Source organism: Amycolatopsis xylanica, from assembly GCF_900107045.1.
In the GTDB taxonomy this organism is placed as follows: domain Bacteria; phylum Actinomycetota; class Actinomycetes; order Mycobacteriales; family Pseudonocardiaceae; genus Amycolatopsis; species Amycolatopsis xylanica.
Map to the genome: position 1 here is coordinate 88768 of NZ_FNON01000010.1, position 22704 is coordinate 111471.

The 22704-nt window shown below is 69.6% G+C and carries 20 protein-coding genes; 12 read left to right on the plus strand and 8 right to left on the minus strand.

The window, feature by feature from the left end:
- Positions 1-10: 10 nt before the first annotated feature.
- The 5 genes from BLV57_RS35515 to BLV57_RS35535 form a co-directional block, all read right to left on the minus strand.
- A complete protein-coding gene (locus BLV57_RS35515) occupies positions 11-1489 on the minus strand; it encodes a 1,4-alpha-glucan branching protein domain-containing protein (RefSeq protein WP_091297069.1) in 1479 nt (492 codons plus the stop codon).
- Complete coding sequence (locus BLV57_RS35520; RefSeq protein WP_091297070.1) at positions 1486-2259, minus strand: class I SAM-dependent methyltransferase; 774 nt, start codon at positions 2257-2259, stop codon at positions 1486-1488. Before BLV57_RS35520 ends, BLV57_RS35515 begins: the two co-directional genes overlap by 4 nt.
- A 132-nt stretch (positions 2260-2391) precedes the next feature.
- On the minus strand, positions 2392-3603 hold the full coding sequence (locus BLV57_RS35525; RefSeq protein ID WP_091297073.1) for a cytochrome P450: 1212 nt from the start codon (positions 3601-3603) through the stop codon (positions 2392-2394).
- A gap of 34 nt (positions 3604-3637) precedes the next feature.
- A complete protein-coding gene (locus BLV57_RS35530) occupies positions 3638-4324 on the minus strand; it encodes a TetR/AcrR family transcriptional regulator (protein ID WP_091297076.1) in 687 nt (228 codons plus the stop codon).
- Between the two features lie 124 nt (positions 4325-4448).
- Positions 4449-5297 (minus strand): DegV family protein, encoded by an 849-nt coding sequence (locus BLV57_RS35535; RefSeq protein ID WP_091297079.1) that lies wholly within the window; start codon positions 5295-5297, stop codon positions 4449-4451.
- A 226-nt stretch (positions 5298-5523) separates the two neighbouring features.
- Between BLV57_RS35535 and BLV57_RS35540 the strand changes: the two genes are divergently transcribed.
- The 7 genes from BLV57_RS35540 to mnmA all read left to right on the plus strand — a co-directional run bounded on the left by BLV57_RS35540 (position 5524) and on the right by mnmA (position 12816).
- On the plus strand, positions 5524-6312 hold the full coding sequence (locus tag BLV57_RS35540) for an electron transfer flavoprotein subunit beta/FixA family protein (RefSeq protein WP_091297081.1): 789 nt from the start codon (positions 5524-5526) through the stop codon (positions 6310-6312).
- Positions 6313-6327: 15 nt separating this feature from the next.
- The gene (locus BLV57_RS35545) at positions 6328-7287 is read left to right on the plus strand and encodes an electron transfer flavoprotein subunit alpha/FixB family protein (protein ID WP_091297084.1); all 960 of its coding nucleotides are present in this window, start codon (positions 6328-6330) and stop codon (positions 7285-7287) included.
- A 143-nt stretch (positions 7288-7430) separates the two neighbouring features.
- Positions 7431-8210, plus strand: a complete 780-nt coding sequence (locus BLV57_RS35550; protein WP_091297085.1) for a GNAT family N-acetyltransferase — start codon at positions 7431-7433, stop codon at positions 8208-8210.
- Positions 8207-9064, plus strand: a complete 858-nt coding sequence (locus BLV57_RS35555) for a lysophospholipid acyltransferase family protein (protein ID WP_091297088.1) — start codon at positions 8207-8209, stop codon at positions 9062-9064. Before BLV57_RS35550 ends, BLV57_RS35555 begins: the two co-directional genes overlap by 4 nt.
- 107 nt (positions 9065-9171) lie before the next feature.
- A complete protein-coding gene (locus tag BLV57_RS35560) occupies positions 9172-10536 on the plus strand; it encodes an MFS transporter (protein WP_091297091.1) in 1365 nt (454 codons plus the stop codon).
- Positions 10537-10563: 27 nt separating this feature from the next.
- A complete protein-coding gene (locus tag BLV57_RS35565) occupies positions 10564-11736 on the plus strand; it encodes a cysteine desulfurase family protein (protein WP_091297094.1) in 1173 nt (390 codons plus the stop codon).
- Positions 11737-11739: 3 nt separating this feature from the next.
- On the plus strand, positions 11740-12816 hold the full coding sequence (mnmA, locus tag BLV57_RS35570) for a tRNA 2-thiouridine(34) synthase MnmA (RefSeq protein WP_091297096.1): 1077 nt from the start codon (positions 11740-11742) through the stop codon (positions 12814-12816).
- Here mnmA and BLV57_RS35575 read toward each other — a convergent pair.
- Entirely contained in the window at positions 12813-13259 is a 447-nt protein-coding gene (locus BLV57_RS35575) for a GNAT family N-acetyltransferase (protein ID WP_425426065.1), read from the minus strand. The genes mnmA and BLV57_RS35575 overlap by 4 nt on opposite strands.
- 18 nt (positions 13260-13277) lie before the next feature.
- On the opposite strand from BLV57_RS35575, the gene BLV57_RS35580 reads away from it, so the two are divergent.
- A complete protein-coding gene (locus BLV57_RS35580; protein WP_091297099.1) occupies positions 13278-14009 on the plus strand; it encodes a class I SAM-dependent methyltransferase in 732 nt (243 codons plus the stop codon).
- On the opposite strand, the gene BLV57_RS35585 is transcribed toward BLV57_RS35580, so the two are convergent.
- Entirely contained in the window at positions 13997-15034 is a 1038-nt protein-coding gene (locus BLV57_RS35585; protein ID WP_091297552.1) for an MBL fold metallo-hydrolase, read from the minus strand. The two genes, BLV57_RS35580 and BLV57_RS35585, sit on opposite strands and share 13 nt — an antisense overlap.
- Positions 15035-15277: 243 nt before the next feature.
- Positions 15278-16084: an LURP-one-related family protein gene (locus BLV57_RS35590; RefSeq protein WP_091297102.1), complete on the minus strand. Its 807-nt coding sequence runs from the start codon at positions 16082-16084 to the stop codon at positions 15278-15280.
- Between the two features lie 93 nt (positions 16085-16177).
- On the opposite strand from BLV57_RS35590, the gene BLV57_RS35595 reads away from it, so the two are divergent.
- The 4 genes from BLV57_RS35595 (at position 16178) to BLV57_RS35610 (ending at position 22570) form a co-directional block, all read left to right on the plus strand.
- Positions 16178-17215 (plus strand): uroporphyrinogen decarboxylase/cobalamine-independent methonine synthase family protein, encoded by a 1038-nt coding sequence (locus BLV57_RS35595; protein WP_091297104.1) that lies wholly within the window; start codon positions 16178-16180, stop codon positions 17213-17215.
- 10 nt (positions 17216-17225) lie between these two features.
- Positions 17226-17909: a hypothetical protein gene (locus BLV57_RS35600; protein WP_091297106.1), complete on the plus strand. Its 684-nt coding sequence runs from the start codon at positions 17226-17228 to the stop codon at positions 17907-17909.
- Positions 17910-17920: 11 nt separating this feature from the next.
- Positions 17921-20029: an NAD-dependent DNA ligase LigA gene (gene ligA, locus BLV57_RS35605; protein ID WP_091297108.1), complete on the plus strand. Its 2109-nt coding sequence runs from the start codon at positions 17921-17923 to the stop codon at positions 20027-20029.
- Positions 20030-20737: 708 nt separating this feature from the next.
- Positions 20738-22570, plus strand: coding sequence for a transglycosylase domain-containing protein (locus tag BLV57_RS35610; RefSeq protein ID WP_245757647.1), 1833 nt, complete (start codon positions 20738-20740; stop codon positions 22568-22570).
- The last annotated feature ends 134 nt before the right edge of the window (positions 22571-22704 follow it).

Consider the following 22704-nt stretch of genomic DNA (forward strand, 5'->3'; position numbering starts at 1 on the left):
GTGTTTCTCCCTAGAGGTTTCGTGCGTCGAGATGTCCGAACGGCCGGTCCTGTGCCCGGTATTCCGCGGCGAGCCGCTCGCGGTCCGGTGAGCTGATGAGCGCGTCGAAGCGCTCGGTGTGCACCCGCGCCCGGCGCCGCGCGTAGTCGGCCGCCGAGTCCTTGGTGACCATGAAAGCCCAGTCGCTGGACAGCGCGAGCATGGCTTCCATGACGGCCTGGTCGCGCACGGCGTCGCGCGCGGTCCCCGGCTGGACGTGCTTGAGCAGCCGCTCCTGCAACGCGGCGTTCGCGTCGACCATGTCGGCGACCTGTTCGCCGTCCCAGACCCGCCAGTCCTTGCCCGAGCCCCATGAGGACGCGGGCAGGTCGACCGCCCCGCCGACGTGCCCGGCCTCTGCCGCCCCGCGCAGCGTCGTGACCCGCACGCCCGCTTCCGGCAGCGCGCGCAGCACGCCTTCCAGCCACGCCGGGCCTTCGTGCCACCAGTGGCCGAACAACTCGGTGTCGTAGGCGGCCACGACCATCGGCTCGCGGTCGTGCCGGCCACGCAGCTCACGCAGCCGTGTGACGACCGTGTCCACGAAGTCCTTGACGTGCAAGCGAAGCGTGTCCGCGGCGAGCGCCGGGTCGTAGGGTGCTTTGTCCGGCGGCTCGACTGTCTTGCCGGTCACCCGCGACGGCTTGAGCCCGACCCGGTGATCCCAGGTGTGGAAGTCCCGGTAGGCGGCGTGCCCCGGGTAACCGGCCTTCGGCGACCACACGCGATACGTGACTTCGAGGTCCCGTCCGAAGCACAGGACGTCGGAGTCGCCGACCGTGCGCGCCTGCGACGTGTCGCCCTTGAGCGACGGCCCGTCGACCATGAACCGCCGTACGCCTGCCCGCGCGTAACCGACCTCCATGCCGGGCTCGTAGCCGCACTCGGGCGCCCAGATGCCTTCGGGCCGGTGGCCGATCCGCAGCGCGGTGTCGTCGAGACCGCCACGCAGCGCGAAAGCCCGGATGCGCGGGTCGAGCAGCGGCTGGAACGGATGCGTCAGCGGCCCGCCGAGCAGCTCGACCGTCCCGTTGTCCACAAAGGACCGCAAGACCGGCGAGAAACCGTGCCGCCACCGGGTTTCCAGCGCCTCGGAGGCCCGCATCGCGGTCCGGTGCTCGGCGGCGGCGAGCTCACGCAGCAGCGGATCGCCGCGCCAGAGCGTCGAAGCCTGCTGGGCGCGCAGCTGCCAATGCCCGAGCCAGTCGTGGAACGTGCGCAGGCTGTACGGGTCGTCGAGCTGCGCGGCGAGCACCGGCGTGACGCCCAGTGTCAGCACGTCGCGCTTGCCCTCGTCGGCGAACCGGTCGAGCAGGTCGACCATCGGCAGGTACGAATGCGCCCACGCCTGGTACAGCCATTCCTCGCCGACCGGCCAGGAGCCGTGATGGGGCAGCCAGGGCAGGTGACTGTGCACGACCAGGCAGAACGTGCCTTCGCTCGCGGTCACGGCCGGACCGCCACCGCGACGAGGTCCAGGCTGGCGTCGAGCTCGTCGCCGTGGATGGCGAAGTCCGTGGCCTTGATCGCGGCGACGTCCGCGAGCAGCTTCGGCGGCCAGGTCGCCTGCCCGGGCAGATGGCCCATCACGACGTCGAGCTGCGCGTCGATGATCGAACCGCCGTAGCGCGCGTCGAGCTCCTTGAGCGGCTCGCCGTGGTGCAGGCCGTGCAGCAGCTCGACCTCGAACCCGGCATCGGTCAGCAGCGAGTCCAATTCGGACGGTGCGAGTTCCCTGGTGTGAAAGGGATTGAGCGGGGTGTCGCTGCCTGGGCTGAAGGTGATCCGGTTCGGCGTGGTGACCAGCAGCCTGCCGCCCGGCTTGAGCACTCGGTGGCATTCAGCGAGAAAGCCGCCTTGGTCCCAGAGGTGCTCGATCACCTGGAAGTTCGCCACGACGTCCACAGTGGACGACCGCACCGGCAGGAACGCGAGGTTCGCTCGCGCGACATCCACCTCCGGATACCGGCGCCGGACATGCTCGGTCGTCTCGACGTTGTAGTCCAGCGCGAGCACGCGCGCGGCGGTCCGCGCGATCAGCCCGGCGCCGTAACCTTCGCCACACCCCGCCTCGAGCACGGTCGCGCCGTCGCAGTACGGCAGCAGCGCGAGGTAGGCGGCCTCGTGGCGCCTGAACCAGTAGGTCTCCTCGGCGATGCCGGGCACCGTGCGTTCCCCGGTCAGGTGCAACGCGTCGGCTCGGGTGGCTGGGGTGGTCACTCCGCGACCTTAGCCGGTGCCACATCCCGGTGGCTCGCGCTGGCCCTCCCGCACGGCACGGGTCCAAGACGGGATAAAGCGGGCTTTATCCCGGGAAAAGCGCCCGGGATAAAGCCCGCTTTATCCCGTTCGTCAGCCGGCCAGTAGCGGGAGCTTGCGCACGCCGGTCATGTTCGGGCTCGGCTGGAACTCCGGCCTGGCGTCCGGGTCGGAGCGCAGCGCCGGGTACCGGTCGAGCAGCAGGTTCAGCGCGACCCGGCCTTCGAGCCTGGCCAGCGGCGCGCCCAGGCAGAAGTGCACGCCGCGGCCGAACGCCAGGTGCGGGTTCGGGTCACGGGTGGCGACGAAGGTGTCCGGGTTCGTGAACGTGCGCTCGTCGCGGTTGGCGGCGGCCACCCAGACCATGATCATCTGGTCCGGCGGGATGACCGTGCCGCCGAAGTCGGCCTCGGTGTTGGTGACCCTCGCCACTGCCGCGAACGGGCTGAGGAACCGCAGCGACTCCTCGATCACCGAGGGCACGGTCGACCGGTCGGCGCGTGCCTTCTCCCACTCCCCGGGATGCGCGTCGAGGCACAGCATCGTGTTGCCGAGCAGCATGGTGGTGGTGATGTGCCCGGCGACCAGCAGCAGGTTCGCGAAGTTCGCCACCTGGACCGGGCTCAGGCTCTCGCCGTCGACCTCGGCTTCGATGAGCTTGGTGAGCAGATCCTCGCGGGGACGGCTCCGGCGCTCGTCGGCATGTCCGGTGATGTAGTCGATGAGGTGCTGGCGCACCTCCATCGTGTCCTTGAGCCGCTTCTGCTGCTTTTCGGTCGGCTCCTTCAGCGAGAACTCGTCGTCGTTGTCGAGCAGCTTGTCGACCCAGCCCTTGAACAGCGCGCGATCACTCGCCGGGATGCCCAGCAGCTCGGCGATCACGATGACCGGCAGCGGGTAGGCGAGGTCTTCGACCAGCTCCAGCCGTCCGGCGCCGCCGACCGCGTCGAGCAGTTCCGTGGTGACCTTGGCGATACGCGGCTCGAGGTCGGCGACCACCTTCGGGGTGAAGGCGTGGCTGACCAGCTTGCGCAGCTTGGTGTGCATCGGCGGGTCGAGCTGGATCAGGTTGCCCGCGGAGAGCGCGTCCTTGTCCTGGTCGGGGAAGGTCCCCTCGGGCACGACGCGCAGGAAGTCCGACGAGAAGGTGGCCGGGTCGGCGAGGATCCGCAACGCCTCCTGGTGGCCGTAGACGTTCCACATCCCGGACTTCTCACTGAACTCGACGCGCTTTTCCGGCTGTTTCCCGCGCAGCCAGAACTGTGCTTCGTGGACGCCCCAGTTGTCGGCGAGTGTGGTGGTCATCGTTCTCCCCTTGTCCACGCCGACGCACCGGCGATCAGCCGGGCTCGGCGTAAATTCCCTTGTGGTAGATGGAAAGCAAGCCTTCGAGCAGCGTGACCAGCTCGGCGGCGGTCGAGGCCACGGAGGCCGGGTCCGCCGGTTCGGCAGGCTCGAAAGCACTGCGCACCGTGTACGCCAGCAGGTCGGCCTTGGCCTCCAGTGTCAGCCCGCTGCCGTCTTCGCTGACGTTGTCGACGAGGTAGAAACCGGCGCCGACGGCCTGCAGCGCGAACTGCACGTGCGGGACGTCCGGCCGGATCAGGCCGCGCTCGGCCATCATCGTCGCGAAGCGGTCGCCGACCACTGTTTCCTGTGCCTGATAAGAGGAATCGCGTTTCAGTGAGCCGAGCAGCTCACTGCTGTCGCCGGTGAGCAGCGCGAGCATCAGCGGGCGCCGCATGGTGGCCAGATAGGACGCGCGCAGGAACCGGTGCGGCACGACCTCGGCCGGATCTTCCCTGACCCGGTCGAGCAGTTCGCCCGCCAGCTCGATGTAGCCACGCAGAATCACGGCTTCGAACAGTTTTTCCTTGGTGCGCCAATGCAGATAGACGGTGCCCTTGCCGATGCCCGCCTGCCTGGCGACGTCCTCGACGGTCACCTTGCGGTAGCCGTAACGGATCAGCAGTGAGGCCGCCGCGTCCAGGATCCGGTCCGCCCGGTCCTTCGATGGTTCTGGCATACGGCATGTTCGCATACCCCCTGACTTGTTGACCAGATGACCAAAGTCGGTCATCCGGTCATAATCCAAGGTAGCGCCGAACCGCCAAGCACGGCAAGGGTTTTCGGGGCGGGCGAACGGGTGGTCAGCCGCCAACGGGCGAGACGGTGATGCCGAGCGCGCCGGGCCCGACGTGGGCACCGATGATCGCGCTGGCCTCGACGAGGTGGCTCTCGTGCACGTTCGGGATGCGTTTCACCAGGTCAGCGGACAGTTCCGCGAAGCGCTCGTCCGAGCCGAAGCGGGTGACCGCGATGTCGACCGGCCGGGTGCCCGCTGCGGCGACGGCCAGGTCGGTCATCTTCGAAATCGCCCGCCGGGCGCCGGGAACGCGGGCCAGTGGCGCGACCTCGCCGCCGCGCACGGTCAGCACGGGCTTGATGGCGAACTTCGTGCCGATCCACGCCTGCGCGCCGCCGATCCGGCCGCCGCGGCGCAGGTATTCGAGGGTGTCGACGTAGATGAACTCGGTGCTGGTGCGGAATCGCTGCTCGGCGGCGTCGATCACCCGCCGCGCCTGCGCGCCCGCGCCCGCGGCCCGCGCGGCCGAAATGGCGGCGAAGCCGAGGCTCATGCCGGTCGTCTGGCTGTCCAGCACGTGGACGGGGATGCGCACCTGGCCCGCGGCTTCACGGGCGGCTTGGACGGTCGCGGACATCCGTCCCGACAGATGGATACTTACCACCGAACTGGCGCCTGAGCTCGCGGCTTCCTGGAACGCCCAGAAGAACGCGCCGGTGTCCGGCGGCGCCGTCGCGACCGGCGTTCCCCCCTTCATGGCCTCGATCAGGTCCTGTCTGCCGACCCGGTGCTCGTCGTCCATGGCCTTCCCGACCTGCAGTTGGACCTGCACGACGGCGACACCCCATTGGGCGGCCAGATGATCGGGTAGGCAGGCGGTGGAGTCCGTGATCACAGCGACGTGGGCGGGCATGGGCAGGGAGGTTAACCCCTAACGGCCTACTCCGTGTAGCCCAGTGTTGCTCCAACCGGGTTACCGGATCGGTTCCGATGGGCGGTACGCGAGACTAATGGGACGATAGTCCCGGTAAACAGCGCTTAGGGGTGAATGAGGTCACCTAGGGGCTCCCAGCAGGCGTCAAAGGCCATAACCTTCGCCGAAGCAGAGCTTCGTAATAGCGGGAGGTCGAAGAAGACCCATGACGAACATCGTTGTCCTGGTCAAGCAGGTGCCTGACACCTACTCGGAGCGCAAGCTGTCCGAGTCCGACCACACACTCGACCGTGAGTCCGCCGACGCGGTGCTCGACGAGATCAACGAGCGCGCCGTCGAGGAGGCGCTCAAGATCAAGGAAGCCGGTGAAGGCGAGGTGACCGTGCTCGCCGTCGGCCCGTCGCGTGCCACCGACGCCATCCGCAAGGCCCTCTCCATGGGCGCGGACAAGGCCATCCACGTCTCCGACGACGCGCTGCACGGCTCCGACCTGCTGGCCACGGCCAAGGTCATCGCCGCCGCCGTCCGCAAGGTCGAGGGCGTCGACCTGGTCATCGCCGGCAACGAGGCCTCCGACGGCCGCGGTGGCGCCGTCCCGGCGATCGTCGCCGAGCTGCTGGGCCTGCCGCAGCTGACCCACGCGCGTGAGCTGACCGTCGACGGCACCACCGTCAAGGTCAAGCGCGAGACCGCGGACGAGGGCCTCACGCACCTCGAGGCGAGCCTGCCCGCGCTGGTCTCCGTGACCGAGAAGATCAACGAGCCGCGGTACCCGTCCTTCAAGGGCATCATGGCCGCCAAGAAGAAGCCGGTCGAAACGCTGTCCGTCGCCGACCTCGGTGTCGACGCGGGCGAGGTCGGCCTCGGCAACGCGTGGTCGTCGGTCGTCGAAGCCTCGCCGAAGCCGCCGCGCACCGCGGGGCAGCGGGTCGAGGACGAAGGCGACGGCGGCACGAAGGTCGCCGAGTACCTCGTCGGTCAGAAGCTCATCTGAGGGAGTTGACACAACATGGCTGAAGTTCTCGTTCTCGTCGACCACGCCGACGGCGCGGTCAAGAAGGTCACCCTCGAGCTGCTGACCGCCGCTCGCGCGCTGGGTGAGCCGTCCGCGGTGGTCGTGGGTTCGCCCGGCACCGCCGGAAAGGTGAAGGAGCAGCTCGCTGCTTACGGCGCCGCCAAGGTCTACGTCGCGGAGTCCGACGAGGCCGCTTCGTACCTGGTGACCCCGAAGGTCGACGCGCTGCACAAGCTGGCTCAGCAGGCCTCCCCGGCCGCCGTGCTGGTCGCCGCCACCGCCGAGGGCAAGGAGGTGTCGGGCCGCCTCGCCGCGCGCCTGGACTCCGGTCTGCTCATCGACGTCGTCGGCGTGAACTCCGACGGCACCGTCGAGCAGTCCATCTTCGGTGGCGCGTTCTCCGTGAAGGCCAAGGCCGCCAAGGGAACCCCGATCATCTCGGTGCGCCCCGGTGGCGTCGAGGCGGAGCCCGCGGAGGGCGCCGCCGCCGAGGAGGCCGTCGAGCTGCCCGCGGTCGACGCGGCCAAGTCCGCGAAGATCGTCGGCGTCGAGCCGCTGGTCGGCGGCGACCGTCCCGAGCTGACCGAGGCGTCGATCGTCGTCTCCGGTGGCCGCGGTGTCGGTTCGGCCGAGAAGTTCGACGTCGTCGAGAAGCTGGCCGACTCGCTCGGCGCGGCCGTCGGCGCGTCGCGCGCGGCCGTCGACTCTGGCTACTACCCGGCGCAGTTCCAGGTCGGCCAGACCGGCAAGACGGTCTCGCCGCAGCTGTACATCGCGCTCGGCATCTCCGGCGCGATCCAGCACCGCGCCGGCATGCAGACCTCGAAGACGATCATCGCGGTCAACAAGGACGCGGAGGCGCCGATCTTCGAGATCGCCGACTTCGGTGTGGTGGGCGACCTGTTCAACGTCGCGCCGCAGCTGACCGAGGCGGTCGCGGCCCGCAAGGGCTGACCCGGGCGTTCATCTGGATGGGGCGGTTCCTTAACGGGACCGCCCCATTTCCTTTATCAAGTACCGGCAATTAACCCGAAGTGCATGGACCGGCCATCGGATCGCTCTCTCAGCCTTTTCTAAGGCAGGCGTACACCTATGGCATGACGTCGTCACAGCTACTCGTCAGCACTGATCAGGCGGGTGTCGAGCTCCCGGCCGATGCGCCCCGGTATTCACTTCTCGTAGCCAACGACAACGCCGAAGTCCTTGCCGCGCAAAGACTTCGCCACCAGGTCTTCGCCGAAGAGATGGGCGCGCGGCTCAACTCGCTCGTCGACGGGCTGGACGTGGACCGCTTCGACGAGTTCTGTGATCACCTGGTCGTCCGTGACGACAACACCGGCGAGATCGTCGGCACCTACCGCATGCTGCCGCCCGAGCGGGCCGTCTCGGCCGGACAGTTGTACTCGGACGGTGAGTTCGACCTGACCGCGCTGGCCCCGCTGCGGCCGTCGCTGGTCGAGACCGGGCGCTCGTGCGTGCACCCCGATCACCGCAGCGGCGCCGTCGTCAGCCTCGTCTGGGCGGGCATCGCGCGCTACATGCTGCTCTCGGGTCACCGCTACCTCGCCGGTTGCGCCTCCGTGCCGCTCGTGGACGGTGGCAGCTACGCCGCCGGCGTGTGGGATGTGTTGCGTACCAAGCACTTCTCGCCCGACTCGCTGCGTGTCTCGCCGCTGCATCCGTGGAATCCGGACGGCATCGAGCGACCGGCGCGGTCCGTGCTGCCGCCGTTGATCAAGGGGTACGTGCGCCTCGGCGCCCAGGTCTGTGGCGCGCCCGCGCTCGACGCGGACTTCGGGGTCGCGGACTTCTTCGTGCTGCTCGACCTGCAGAAGATCGACGAGCGTTACCTCAAGTTCTTCCTAGGTGTCCAATGAGGCACGCGTACATGCCGACGTCGCCCTGCGGCGACGGATGCCTGACCGAAGGCGAGCCGACGGTCTCGCTGCCGCGCCGGATCTTCCGGTTCGGCAGCGCGATCGGCGTGCTCCTGCTCGCGTTGCTGGCCGCGCCGGTCATGTTCGCGCTGCGCGGCGCGGCCCGCGAACGCCTGGTGCGCTTGATCTTCCGCGGCGTGCTGCGCGCGTTCGGCGTCCGCCTGCTCGTGCACGGCGCCGACGACTTCGCCGCGGGCCGTGGCGCGCTGGTGGTCAACAACCACATCTCGTGGCTCGACATCGTCGCGATCAACGCGGTCCGCCCGATGCGCGCGCTGGCCAAGAAGGAGATCGCGTCGTGGCCGCTGCTGGGCACCCTGGTCCGCCGGGGCGGCAGCATCTTCCTTGACCGGGAACGGCTTTCGACGCTTCCGGGGACCATGGCCGAGCTGGCCGAGGCACTGCGTTCCGGATCCTTGGTGAGCGTCACGCCCGAAGGCACGACGTGGTGCGGCCTCGCTTCCGGCCGCTTCACGACGGCGACGTTCCAGGCGGCCATCGACGGCGGTGTGCCGGTGCGCCCGATCGCGCTGCGCTTCCGTCTCGCCGACGGCCGGGAGACCAGCCGCCCGGCGTTCATCGGCCCGGAGTCGCTGATCGCGTCGCTGAGCCGGGTCGCGGCTTTGCGCGGCCTGGTGCTGGAGCTGTTCATCTGCCCGGAGATCGCGCCCGGCCGCGCGGTCGATCGCCGCGAACTCGCCGCGCTCGCCGAGTCCGCCGTGCACTCGGCGCTCGGCACCGTCCGTATCCCGGCCCGCCGCCGCGCCGCGCGCAAGGTGCTCGCCTCCCGCTAGGGGCAAGAACGGGATAAAGCGGGCTTTATCCCGGGAAAAGCGCCCGGGATAAAGCCCGCTTTATCCCGCTTGACCTCCACCCAGGTCGAGGTACCAGGCTGAGGGCCATGACCGACACACTGGGGGCACCACCCAAGAAGGGCGTGCTGTGGACGCCTGAGCACCGCGTCACCACAGCCGGACTGCTGCTCCTCGTGACGCTGGTCGCGTTCGAGGCGATGGGTGTGGCGACCGCCATGCCGACCATGGTCGCCGCGCTGCACGGGCAGAGCCTGTACTCGTGGCCGTTCACCGGCTTCCTGGTCGCCAGTGTCGTCGCGACCGTGCTGTCCGGACGGCTGGGTGACCGCAAGGGCCCGGTGCCCGCGCTGCTCGGCGGGCTGGTCGTCTTCGTCGCGGGCCTGCTGGTGGCCGGCAGCGCACAGGACATGGCCACGCTGCTCGCCGGGCGGGTGCTGCAGGGCCTCGGCTCCGGGTTCTTCCTGGTCGCGTACTCGCTGCTGATCGCGCTCACCTACACCGACCGCGAGCGCCCGGTGATGTACGCGGCGACCGCGGCGGCCTGGGTGCTGCCCGCGGTGGTCGGGCCGTTCGTGGCCGGGCTGGTCACCGTCCACTTCGGCTGGCGGTGGGTGTTCCTCGGGCTGGTGCCGTTCGTGGCGGTCGGGACCGCGATGCTGGTGGTGGTCGCCCGGCGGCTCCCGCCGCACGTGCCCGGCGAACGGCAGGCGCGCGCGAGTGTGCCCGCCGCGGTCGCCACCGCGCTCGGGATCGCCGCGCTGAGCTGGGCCGCGCAGCACCCGTCGCCCCTCGCGCTCGGCTACGGCGCCGCGGCGCTGGTCGTGCTCGCCGTCGCGCTGCGGAAGCTGCTCCCAGCCGGGACGCTCAGCGGCAGGCGCGGGTTGCCGACCGTGGTCGCCTCGCGCGGGCTGATCGCCGCCGCGTACGCCTCGATGGAGGCCTTCCTGCCGCTGACCATGTCCACCGTGCACGGCTACAGCCCGTCGATGGCCGGGCTGCCGCTGACGCTGACCGCGCTCGGCTGGTCGGCGGGCTCGGCGGTGCAGGGCCGGTACCCGGACTGGTCGCGTGAGACCTCGCTGCGGGTGGGGTTCGGGCTGGTCGCGTTCGGCCTGGTCGGGTTCCTCATGGTCAGCCAGCCGTGGCTGCCCGGCTGGATCGCGTTCGTGGTCTGCACCATCGGTGGCGCCGGAATGGGCATCGCGATGCCCGCCATTTCGGTGCTTTTGTACCGCTATTCGCCGGAAAGTGAGCGCGGATTCAACACCTCGGCACTGCAATTGGTCGACTGGGTGGGCTCGGCGCTGCTGATCGGCGTCGGCGGCGTGCTGCTGGCCGCGCTGGCCTCGGCGGAGCATCCGGGACCGGCGGTGGCCGTGCTCGCGATGATCACCATCGGCATCGCCTGTTCGGGTGTTTTCCTCACCGGGCGGTGGCCGGAAAAAGCCTGAGCCAGGTGCGACTATCCTGGGTGGGCGATGACCTATCTCGACCACGCGGCGACGACCCCCATGTTGCCCGAAGCCATAGCGGCGATGACCGAGGCGCTGTCCACAGTGGGCAACGCCTCGTCGCTGCATTCCTCGGGCAGGCGGGCCCGCCGGATGGTCGAGGAGGCCCGCGAGGTCATCGCCGCTTCGCTGGGCGCGCGGCCGTCCGAGGTGATCTTCACCGCCGGTGGCACCGAAAGCGACAATCTCGCGGTCAAGGGTATCTTCTGGGCACGCGAGAAGCCCCGGATCCTGGCCAGCGCCGTCGAGCACCACGCCGTGCTGGACACCGTGGAATGGCTGGTCGAGCACTCGGGCGCCGAGATCACCTGGCTGGAAGTCGACGAGCACGGCCGGGTCAGCCCGGAGACCTTGCGCGCCGCCATCGACGAGGACCCCTCGACTGTGGCGTTGGTCACCGTCATGTGGGCCAACAACGAGGTCGGCACGGTCAACCCGATCGCCGAGCTGGCCGCCATCTGCGCCGAGCACGGCATCCCGCTGCACACCGACGCCGTCCAGGCGGTCGGCGCGGTTCCCGTCGATTTCGCGGTTAGCGGCGCGAGCGCGCTCACGTTGACCGGCCACAAACTCGGCGGGCCGTACGGAGTGGGCGCGCTGCTGCTCGCGCGCGACACGCCCTGTGTCCCGCTGTTGCACGGCGGCGGCCAGGAGCGCGATGTGCGCTCGGGCACGCTCGACGTGCCCGCGATCCACAGTTTCGCGACGGCCGTCCGCGTGGCCGTCGACCAGCAGGAGAAGAAGGCGCTCGAGCTGGCCGAGCTGCGGGACGAGCTGGTCGGCGCGGTGCTGCGCGCGGTGCCGGACGCGGTGCTCAACGGCGACCGCGACGGGCTGCCCGGCACGGCGCACTTCACGTTCCCCGGCTGCGCGGGCGACAGCCTGCTGATGCTGCTCGACGCCAAGGGCATCGAGTGCTCGACGGGCTCCGCGTGCACCGCCGGCGTCGCCCAGCCCAGCCACGTGCTGCTCGCGATGGGCGCCGACCCGATGGCCGCGCGGGGTTCGCTGCGGTTCTCGATGGGCCACACGTCCACCCGCGCCGACGTCGAAGCCGTCGCACGGGAAATCGGTGGCGTCGTCACGAGAGCAAGGCAAGCTGGTCTCGCAGGTATGCGTAAACAAAAGCAGGAGGTGTAGGAAATGCGCGTTTTGGCCGCGATGAGCGGGGGAGTGGATTCGGCGGTGGCCGCCGCGCGGGCCGTCGACGCCGGGCACGACGTCGTCGGCGTGCACCTCGCGCTGTCCGCCAAGCCGGGCACGCTGCGCACGGGGTCCCGTGGCTGCTGCACGATCGAGGACTCGCACGACGCTCGCCGCGCGGCGGACATCCTCGGCATCCCGTTCTACGTCTGGGATTTCGCCGAGCGGTTCACCGAGGAGGTCATCGAGACCTTCGTCGGCGAGTACGCCGCGGGCCGCACGCCCAACCCGTGCGTCACCTGCAACGAGAAGATCAAGTTCGAGGCGTTGCTGGACAAGGCGATGGCGCTCGGCTTCGACGCGGTCGCCACCGGGCACTACGCCCAGCTGTCCATTGAGGACGGTGTGCCTTCGCTCAGCCGCAGCGTCGACGTCGGCAAGGACCAGTCGTACGTGCTGGCCTCGCTGACCCCCGAGCAGCTGCGCCACTCGATGTTCCCGCTCGGCGACTCGTGGAAGACCGACGTCCGCGCCGAGGCCGACCGCCGAGGCCTGTCCGTGGCCAACAAGCCAGACAGCCACGACATCTGCTTCATCCCCGACGGCGACACCAAGGGCTTCCTGGAGAAGCGCCTCGGCCAGGCGCCCGGCCAGCTGATCGACGCCGAGACCGGCGCCGTGCTCGGCCAGCACACCGGCGTCCACGGCTTCACGATCGGCCAGCGCAAGGGCCTCGGCATCGAGGCGCCCGCGCCCGACGGCCGCCCGCGCTACGTGCTCTCGCTGGAGCCCGTCTCCGGCACCGTGAAGGTCGGCTCGGCGGACAACCTCGGCGTCGATGTCATCGAGGCGGACCGCCCGATCTGGCCGAGCGAGCGGCCGCTCGACGGCCCGACCGAGTGCACCATCCAGGTCCGCGCGCACGGCGGCATCGTCGAAGCGGTCGCCGAGGCCGACGGCGACGACGTGACCATCCAGCTCCGCGAGCCGCTCAAGGGCGTCGCGCCGGGCCAGGTCGTGGTGCTCTACCGCGGCGACCTGGTGCTCGGCAGCGCGAAGATCCGCGCCACACGCTAGAGCAGCAGCTTGAAGCCGGTGTGGCTGGCGACGAAGCCGAGCCGGTCGTAGAAGCGGTGCGCGTCCACGCGCTTGTTGTCGGACGTGAGCTGCACGAGCGCGCAACCGCGGCGGCGTGACTCGTCGATCGACCACTGCATCAGCTGCTCACCGACGCGCTTGCCGCGCTGGTCCGAGCGCACACGCACGGCTTCGACCAGTCCGCGCAGCGCGCCGCTTCGCGCCAGCCCGGGGATGATCGTCAGCTGCAGCGTGCCGACCACCTCCGCGCCGTCGGCCGCGACGACCAGGAGGTTCGCGGGGTCGGCTTCGATCTCCTTGAACGCCTTCAGATACGGCGTGAGGTCCTCGGCCGAGTCGCGGGTGCTGCCGAGCTGGTCGTCGGCGAGCATCCGCACGATGGCTTCGAGGTCGGCTTCGGTGGCTCGTCGTATCTCGATCACGGTGTCAAACTACAAGCCATGACCAGGGGCTTTTACGACGACCTCGCAGGCACGTACGACCTCCTGTACGCCGACTGGGACGCCAGCATGGCCCGCCAGGCGAAGGCGCTCGACTGGTTCCTGCCGGACGGCCTGGTGCTCGACTGCGCGTGCGGCATCGGCACCCAGTCGCTCGGTCTCGCGCTGCGGCGGCGTGAAGTCGTCGGCACTGACCTGAGCCCGGTCGCGGTCGCGCGCGCCCGGCGTGAGGCCGCGCAACGGGGCGTGCGCGTTTCGTTCGCCGCCGCCGATATGCGTGCTTTGCCGTTCGGTGACGGCACTTTCGCGGCCGTGGTCTGCGCGGACAACTCGTTGCCGCACTTGACGACTCCGGACGAGATGCGTGCCGGTCTCGCCGAGATGCGCCGCGTGCTCAAGCCCGGCGGCGGGCTGCTGATCAGCACCCGGCCGTACGACGGGACCAGGCCCGGCTCGCAGCCGCCGTCGGTCAAGCACGCCGCGGACGGCCGCGCGATCACGTTCCAGCTCTGGCACTGGCACGACGACGGCGAGCGTTATGACGCCGAGGTTTTCCAGCTGCTGCCCGACGGCGATACCTGGACCGTCCACACGCGACAGATGACCTACTGGGCCATCACCCGCGCGCAGCTGAGCCCCCTCGTCGCCGAGGCGGGGTTCACGGACCTGCGCTGGGTCGAACCGGAAGACAGCGGTTTCTTCCAGCCGCTGCTCGTCGCTCAGGCCGAGTAGTGCCGCACACCGTCCACATCGGACGAACGCAGTCTTCCGTCCGCGGCAAGCAGATCCAGGTGCGCGGCGGTCTCCAGCACGGCGAGCATCTGGTTGAAGGCGTCCATGTCGCCGAGTTTGCGCTCGTGTCGCGTCCAGCCCAGGCTGAGCGCGACCTCGTACGCCGTGCTCGCGCCCGCCAGGATCTTGCCGCCCATCTTCTCCAGCCGGTCCCGGTGATGCTCCAGCAGCGCGTCGGCGCGCGCGTGGACACTGGGGGAGACGGCGCCGTGCGCGGGCAGCATCCGGCGATCCGGCAGCGCCCTGACCACCTTCAACGAGCCGATGTAGTCGCGAAGCGGCAATGCGGTGGGCTCCGGCTGGAAGCCGATCGACGGGGTGATGTGCGGCAGCACGTGGTCGCCGGTGAACAGCAGCCCGGCCGCGCCGTCGTCGAACACCACATGCCCGGCCGTGTGCCCGGGCGTGTGGATGACGTCGAGTTCGCGTCCCGGCAGCACCGAGCGGCGCCCGGGTGCCAGCCATTCGTCGGGGTACTCCCACAGGTCGAGGTCGGTGCGCTTCGCGTCGCCGAAGAACCGGCCCAGCTCCTCGATCACCGGCTGCGCGTCGTGCAGGCGCAGCAGCTCGATCTGCCCGTTCATGCCGAACACTTCCGGGTCAGCCGCGAGCGCCAGCGACGGCTCCTCGTGCTCGCCGAGCGCGACCTTGCTGCCGAACTCTCGCCGCAGCGCGACGGCCTGCGTGTAGTGATCGCGGTGGACGTGCGTGACCAGGAACTGCCCGATGTCGGCCAGATCGGCGCCGATCGCCTTCAATCCCAGCGAAAGCAGCTCCCGCGCCTCGTCGAGCGCCCAGCCGGAGTCGATGAGCGCGAGCTCCGACCCGTCGGTGATGGCGTAGACGTTGACCGCGCGCAACGCGTCGTGCGGCAACGGCAGCGGGATCCGGTACACGCCGGGCGCCACGGCGTAGACGCCCGGCTCGGCCCAGTGGCGGGTGTTGTCGTCTTCCAGCAGCTCCACGGCGACCCCTTTGTCTCTCGTGCCCTTCACCATGGGCCGGGAAACGCCGCTATGGCGCTACCTTGAGACGCACGTCACTAGGCCGTGTTTCTCGGATCCGTGTTCGCGATAGCCGAGCCCAGGCGGCCCCTGGCGGCGGCGCGGAACCATCCGAGTACAACCCCGGTACGAGGATGGTCCCGCGCCGCCGCCAGGAACCACCTGGATCTCGACTCTCATCGAACGAGATCCGAGAAACACGGCCTAGCGGTCGTCCTGCTTGAGCGCGGTGTCGATGGTCAGCGCGGTCGCGACCACCATGCTGGCCAGCGGATCCTGCAGCGGCCGGTGGATCTCGACCACGTAGTTGTCCGCGGTGGTGAACGCGGCCTTGATGAACCCGCCCCAGGTCTTGGTCACCCGAGCGACCTCGGTCTCGGTGTGGTCCTTGATCGAGAAGTTCCAGGCACGCCAGTTCTCCGCCTGGATGCCGCCGACCTTCTGCCCGTTGACCAGGAACGAGAACCGGATCTTGCCGATCATGTTCTCCTGGACGATCTCGCCGATCGGTGAGTCGTCGGCGCGGGTCACCAGGAAGCGCGACTTGAAGACCTTCGCCGGTCTCGTCACCTTCAGCACGGTGCTGTGGTTGGCGTCGCGGACCTCGAACTTGTGCGTGAGGAACTGGTCGTAGTTGGTGAGCAGGCGGATCGCCTTCTTGAGCGTGCTCTGCCCGACCTGCACCACGCCGCCGAGCCGGTTGCCGTTCTGGTCGAACACCCCGAACTCGTTGGCCATCTCGATCAGCTTGGCGCGCTGGTTGACCACGAGCACCGGCTCGGTGAACAGCGTTCCGCCACCCTGGTGCGCGCCCGCGCGGCCTTGCGTGCCCTTCGCGGCCTGCTGCTGGATGCGTCCCGGGTCGTGCTGGCGCTCGATGTCCAGCTCGATCACCTCGGCGTCGTTCGCGCTGCGGGTGTTCGCGGTCCAGACCTGTCCGTCCCACCAGCGGACCTGCTTGGGGTTCTGCTGATCGGGATACCAGCCGGGAGGCGGCGGGGTGCTCGTCATAGCAGGTCAGCGTAGTAGTGCCACACCGAAAGTGGAGCCAAGAAAGAGAAATGCGCCCAATGTCCGTGTCACGGGTACTGCCACACTGTGCGAGTGACTGTGCAACCTTGGTCCGCTGGCGCGGCCACCGGAATCGGGTCGATGCCGGGCGTCGACCCCGCTGAAACCGCTGCCGTCGTCTTCGGTGAGCTTCCCGAATTCCCCCACCTGGCTGAACTGCCCGCGCGCGGGCTCGGCGCCGACATCATCGGGCGCACCGCGTCGCTGCTGGTCGACCTCGCCGTCGAGACCGTGCCGAGCGGCTACCGGGTGGCGCCGCACGCCGGGCACGAGCACCGGCGCGGTGTCGACCTGCTGCGCTACGACCTCGACGCGCTCGAAGAGGCGCGCGAGAAGACCGGCCTCACCCCGCCGGTGCTCAAGACCCAGCTCGCGGGCCCGTGGACGCTGGCCGCCGGTATCGAACTCGCGCGCGGGCATCGCGTGCTCACCGACCCCGGTGCCGTCCGCGACTTCACGTCGTCGCTGCTGGAGGGCCTCGCCGCGCACGTGGCCGAGCTGACGAAGCGGACCGGCGCCCCGATCGTCGTCCAGTTCGACGAGCCGTCGCTGCCGGACGTGCTGGCGGGCTCGCTGCCGACGCCTTCGGGCTACGGCACGGTCCGGTCGGTGCCCGAGCCCGAGGCCCGCGAACTGCTCGCGCAGGTGATCGAAGGCGCCGAGAAGATCACCGGGCAGCCGGTCGTCCTGCACTGCTGCGCCGCGCGGCCGCCGGTCGCACTGCTGCGCTCGGCGGGCGCGGGCGCGCTGGCCATCGACGCCACCCTGCTGGGTGGTTCGCCCGCCTCGCTGCTCGACGACCTCGGCGAGGCCTGGGACAGCGGCGTCAGCTTCTTCCTCGGGCTGGTGCCGTCGACCGATCCGGGCACCGACGTCAAGCTGCGTGACGTCGCCGGGCCCGCGTTGCAGCTGGTGGACCGGCTCGGGTTCAACCGGCGCATCCTCGCCGAGCGCGCGGTGCCGACGCCGACCTGCGGTCTCGCGGGCGCGAAGCCGGAGTGGATGCGGCGTGCGCTCGCTCTCACCCGCGATCTCGGCAAAGCTTTCGTCGAGCCGCCGGAAACCTGGTAGCCAGGTACCCATGGGTTTTTTCCGCCGCAACCGCACCGAAGACGTCCCCGACCCGCGCACGGCGTGGCCCGAGCAGGAGATCCCGGCCGACGCCGACGCGGCGGCCGTGGCGTTCTGGACGCGCTGGTTCGAGCTGCTGCCGCTGATCAGCGCCGCGCTGGGCGAGCGCGAGCCGCAGCGGGTCGAGCACGACCTGTGCCAGGCGGTCGCGCTGCTGCACCCGGACCTGCACTTCTCGCTCGACCGGGGACAGCGCGCGATCTACTCGCTGGTCCTGACCGGCCAGGAGGACCCGGCGCTGCGGCCGTACACCGACGCGTGGAAGGCCGCGGCGCCGCCGGAGGACGCGATCTGGGAGTACCACGACTCCGTGCCGCCGGTGCCCGACCCGGCCGAGGTGACCGTCAACATCGCGCAGCACCGGATCTCGCTGGCCGACGTGCGCGTGGTCGCCCAGGTCGACGAGTCCGTTGTGGACGTGGCGGTGTACCACCCGGTGTTCGCGTCGCTGGACGCCGAGACCCGGTCGACGCTGACTTTCCTGCCGCTCGACGCGGCGCTGGGGGAGCGGCTCGCCGCCGAACGGTTACGCCGCGTGGAGACCGCCGAGGCCGAGCCGCAGGGCGCCATCACCCTCCTGGAGTTCCGTGACCTGGTGCGCGGCCTCGCCGAAACTGTCGGTGGGGACGACTAGTCTTACCCACTGTGAGCACCGAACCCGCCGAGATCCCCGCTGACGTTCCCGCCGACGTCCGCGAGCGCCACGCCGCGCTCGCGGAGGAGATCACCGGGCATCAGTTCCGGTACTACGTGCTGGATTCGCCGATCGTGTCGGACGGCCAGTTCGACGAGCTGCTCGGCGAGCTGCAGCGCATCGAGGACGAGCACCCCTCGCTGCAGACGCCGGATTCGCCGACGCAGAACGTCGGCGGCACGTTCTCCACCGACTTCGCCACGCACGACCATCTCGAGCGCATGCTGAGCCTGGACAACGTGTTCACCGCCGATGAGCTGCGGGCCTGGGCCGAGCGGGTGGAGAAGGAGATCGGGCCGACGCGGTATCTGGCCGAGCTCAAGATCGACGGGCTCGCGATCAACCTGCTGTACGAGAACCGCAAGCTCACCAGGGCGTTGACGCGCGGCGACGGGCGCACCGGCGAGGACGTCACGCTCAACATCCGCACGCTGGAAGGGCTGCCGGAGGAGCTCACCGGCACCGCCGAGTTCCCGGTGCCCGCGCTGGTCGAGGTGCGCGGCGAGGTGTTCTTCCGCGTCTCGGACTTCCTGGAGCTCAACGCGAAGATGGTCGAGGCCGGCAAGACCCCGTACGCCAACCCGCGCAACACGGCGGCCGGGTCGTTGCGGCAGAAGGACCCGAAGATCACCAAGTCCCGCAGGCTGCGGATGATCTGTCACGGCCTGGGCAGGCGCGAGGGCTTCGAGCCGGTGCGTCAGTCGGAGGCGTACGAAGCGCTGGCCGCGTGGGGGCTGCCGGTTTCCACGCACAGCAAGGTGATCACCTCGGGCGAGGACCTGCTGGCGCACATCCAGTACTGGGGTGAGCACAAGCACGATGCCGAGCACGAGATCGACGGCGTGGTCATCAAGGTCGACGACGTCTCGCTGCAGCGGCGGCTCGGCTCCACCTCGCGCGCGCCACGCTGGGCGATCGCGTACAAGTACCCGCCGGAGGAGGTCGTCACCACGCTCCTCGACATCCAGGTCAACGTGGGACGCACCGGCCGCGTCACCCCGTTCGCCGTGATGGAGCCGGTGACGGTCGCCGGGTCGACGGTCTCGATGGCGACCCTGCACAACCAGGAAGAGGTCAAGCGCAAGGGCGTCCTGATCGGTGACAAGGTCATCCTGCGCAAGGCGGGCGACGTGATCCCCGAAGTGCTCGGCCCGGTCGCCGACGCGCGCACCGGCGCCGAGCGCGAGTTCGTGATGCCCGCCGTGTGCCCCTCGTGCGGCACCGAGCTGGCGGCGCAGAAGGAGGGCGACATCGACATCCGTTGCCCCAACTCGCAGGCCTGCCCGGCCCAGCTCCGCCAGCGCATCTTCCACCTGGCCGGTCGCGGCGGGTTCGACATCGAGGTACTCGGCGAGTCCGCGGCCGCCGCGCTGCTCGAAGCAGGCGTCGTCGCCGACGAGGGCGACATCTTCGACCTCACCGAGGAAGACCTGCTCCAGGTCGAGCTGTTCCGCACGATGGCGGGCGAGCTCTCGGCCAACGGCGCCAAGCTGCTGGCCAACCTGGAGACGGCCAAGGACCGTCCACTGTGGAAGGTCATCGTCGCGCTGTCCATCCGCCACGTCGGCCCGACCGCGGCTCAGGCACTCGCCCGCGAATTCGGTTCCCTGACGGTCATCGAGGACTCGACCGAGGAAGCGCTGGCCGAGGTGGACACCGTCGGCCCGACGATCGCCCGCGCGGTCGTCGAGTGGTTCGCCGTCGACTGGCACCGCGACATCGTCACCAAGTGGCGCCGCGCGGGCGTCCGCATGGTCGAGGAGCGCGACGAGTCCATCCCCCGCAACCTCGAAGGCCTGTCCATCGTGGTCACCGGCTCCCTCCCCGGCTTTTCCCGCGACGAAGCCAAAGAAGCCATCATGGCCCGCGGCGGCAAAGCCGCGGGCTCGGTCTCCAAAAAGACGGCCTTCCTCGTCGTCGGCGACGCCCCCGGCTCCAAATACGACAAAGCCGTCCAGCTCCAAGTCCCCATCCTCGACGAGCCCGGCTTCCGCACCCTCCTCTCGAACGGCCCCGACGCCGCCCTCACCCAAGCCCTCCCCACCACCCCCGACGCCTAACCCACCCCACCCCACCCACCCCACCCGCGCGCCGTCCGTCCAGGCACGCGTGTCGTCCATCTGTGCACACGTGTCGTCCATCCACGTACGCGTGTCGTCCGCCTGTGCACGCGTGTCGTCCGTCCAGGTACGCGTGTCGTCCATCGGCGTACGCGTGCCGACCCTTCAGGTACGCGTGCCGACTCCTCGGGCACGCGTGCCGACTTCCCGGGGTCACCTGACCGCCTGAGTTTCACCGCCCAGCACCCAATGGTCGACACGCGCTACCCGAGCGTGGGACACGCGGCGCGCGGGCGTGGGACACGCGCTACCGGAGTGGTCGACACGCGCTACCGGAGTGTGGGACACGGCGAAACCCCGTGTCCCGCACCCGCGTGCCCCGTGTCCCGCACCCGGGTCCGTCGTGTCCCACACTCGCGTGCCTCGTGTCGCACGCTCGGGCACCTCGTGTTCCGCACTCGCGCACCTCGTGTTCCGCACCCGCGCACCTCGTGTTCCGCGCTCGGGCACTTCGTGTCCACAGACGGACGACACGCGTGCATGGATAGACGACACGCGTGCACAGACGGACGACGCGCGTGCACAGACGGACGACGCGTGGTAGGGCTTGGGGGCAGGGGTGACTCGGGTGGGGGGCTTGACAAGATCTTCATAACTTTTGGTGATCTTTTCACTGAACCTGTCACCCGGTCGGGCGTCTTAGGGGTCGTGGACGATCTTCCGGACGAGGCGAAGGCACGGCGGCGGAAGCGGTGGAGGGTGGTGCGCCGGGTCGCGTATTGGCTGGCGGGGATCGGGATCGCCATACCGGTCAGCGCGTTCGGGGTCGCCTATCTGATGCTGGACGTGCGGAGTCCGCAGGACGTGCTCGCGGATCTCGACAAGACCGTGGTCCTGCAGTACTCCGACGGCACCGATCTGCTCAAGGTCGTTCCGTCGGACGGTGACCGGCTTTACGTGCGGTACCAGGAGATTCCGCAGAAACTGCGTGACGCGATCATCGCCGTCGAGGATCCGACGTTCTGGGACAACCAGGGCTTCGACCCGATGGGCATCGCGAGGGCCGCGGTGACCGGGGTCGGCGGCGGGTCCGGGATCACCCAGCAGTACATCAAGAAGTCGACCGGCGACGACGACGCCACCGCCGGCCGGAAGTTCACCGAGCTGGTGCTGGCCACGAAGATCACCCAGGAACAGAGCAAGGAACAGATCTTCGAGAGCTACATCAACATCATCTCGTTCGGCCGCAGCACGTCCGGGCCCGCGGCGGCGATGAACGCCTACTTCGGGCGCAAGCTGGACGACTCGATCACGTGGAGCGAGGCCGCCTTCCTCGCCGGGATGATCCAGTCGCCGAGTGTGCACGACCCGTTCGCGTCCAGCCACGAGCACGCCGCCAAACGCTGGCAGTACGTCGCCGACAAGCTGACCTCGCGTGGCTATGTGCCGAAGGACCAGGTCAGCGCACTGGCGTACCCGAAAGACTCGATCCTGCCGCCGTCCGAGACCCGGGCCGGGCGCGTGACCTACCCCGACTATCACGTCAAGCAGCAGGTGCTCACCGAACTCGAGCAGCTCGGCTTCCCGCTCGACCGGCTCCGCCGCGGCAGCATGAAGGTCGAGACCACCCTGGACCGTCAAGCGCAGGCCAACGCCGCGAAGGCCGTCGACGGCGGGCTCAAGGACATGCCGGAGCACTACCGCGCCGCGCTGGTCGCCGTCGATCCGGCGACGGGGGCCGTTCGTGCTTACCAGGGCGGGAAATGGAGCGCGCACGACTACGCGGGCACGCCGTACGCGGCCGGGCCCGCGTTCTATCCGTTCATCGCCACCGCCGCGCTGCAGCATGGCGGGACGCTCGACCAGCCCTACGAGGCGCCGTTCAAGATGGAGTTCGGCGGCGAGACGTTCAAGAACCAGAACGACTGCGCCGACGAGAAGAAATGCTCGGCGCGCGAGGCGATCAAGCTGCCTGCCGACACCCCGTTCGTCGACATGACCAGGCGGTTCGGCGTCGACGCCGTCAGCAAGGCGGCGCGCGACGCCGGGATCCCCGACGAGGTCGACGGCCAGGCGACGCTGCGCGAGCCGGACGGCGTCAAGATCGGCGCGGGCATCGCGGTCGGGCGCTACGGGCTGCGGCCGCGGGACGTCGCGGGCGCGTACGCGACGTTCGCCGGGGACGGCCAGAAGGTCGAGACGCACTTCGTCGCCAAGATCCGCGACGAGAACGGCCAGGTCGTCTGGCAGCGTGACGTCAAGCGCGCGCCGGGAGTGGACCCGCGCGTCGCCAAGACGATCACCGGCGCGCTGCAGGAGAAAGCCGCCGACGGCAGGCCCATCCCGGTCATGCGTGGCGCGTTCCGCTTCAACGACACGGGCGACGCCGCGAACGCCTGGAACGCCGGCTACACCACCCAGCTCGCCACGGCGGTCTGGGTCGGCGCCGACGAGGAACGCCGGATGCGCGACGCGAACGACGAGCACCTCAGCGGCCAGAACGTCCCCGCCGCCATCTGGAACGCTTTCATGGGAACTTAGGGCGTGTTTCATAAGTCTTGTTCGCGATCTTCGCGCCCAGGCGGCCCCTGGCGGCACCGCGGAATCACCCGAGTACAACCCGGTACGAGGGCGATTCCGCGGCGCCGCCAGGAACCACCTGGATCACGAAGCTC